Source organism: Amycolatopsis sp. NPDC004368, from assembly GCF_053602515.1.
Window position 1 is genome coordinate 55089 of record NZ_JBSGDT010000001.1, and the last position, 797, is coordinate 55885.

Annotated in this window: 1 pseudogene; it reads left to right on the forward strand. The window is 69.9% G+C overall.

What is annotated here, in order from left to right:
• Nucleotides 1-12: 12 nt before the first annotated feature.
• Nucleotides 13-797: pseudogene (locus ACWEOE_RS00200) on the forward strand (hypothetical protein); the annotation flags it as partial.

The window sequence follows — 797 nt, forward strand, 5'->3', positions numbered from 1 at the left end:
CCGGTGTTCCCCGTGCTTGTACTGCCGGTTCCCGTCGAGCCGGTGTTCCCCGTGCTTGTACTGCCGGTTCCCGTCGAGCCGGTGTTCCCCGTGCTTGTACTGCCGGTTCCCGTCGAGCCGGTGTTCCCCGTGCTTGTGCTGCCGGTTCCAGTCGAAGCGCCGGTGTTGCCGTCGCCGGTCGAGGCGATGTTCCCGGGGTCCGTCGAGGTGTCGGTACCCCCGGTGCCGGTGCTGCCAGTGCCGGTCGACGTTCCAGCACCGCTGATGCCGGTCGACGTCCCCGTGTTCCCGGCATCACCCGAGCCGGCGTACCCGAGGCCAGTCGAGCCGGTGTTTGTGGTGCTGGTCGAGGTGCCGTTACTTCCTGTACCGGTTGAGGTTGCGGAGCTCCCGGTGTTGGCCGAGGTGCCGACGTTGCCGGTGCCAGTCGAAGTTCCGGTGCCGCCGGTGTTGGGGCCTGAGTCGGAGGTGCCGTTCGCGGTTGAGCCTGTGGTTCCGGCGCCTGCGGAGGTACCGGTGTCCGAAGGCCCGCTTGAGGTGGATTGGCCTGTGCTGCCGGTCTGGCCTGCGGCTGCGCCGGTGCCAGAGGACGAGGTGCCGGTACCGGCGGAGCCGCTGTCGGTGATGCCGCTGCCGGACTGGCCCGTCGTCGAGTCGGTGGTGCCGGTACCTGGACTGGAGGTGCCGTTCGCGGAACCACCATTGCCGACGGACCCGTCCGCCGAGCCGCCAGTACCAGCAGTCCCATTCGCCGAGCCGCCAGCGCCGGAGGTGCCGTTCGCCGAGCTGCCGGTGCC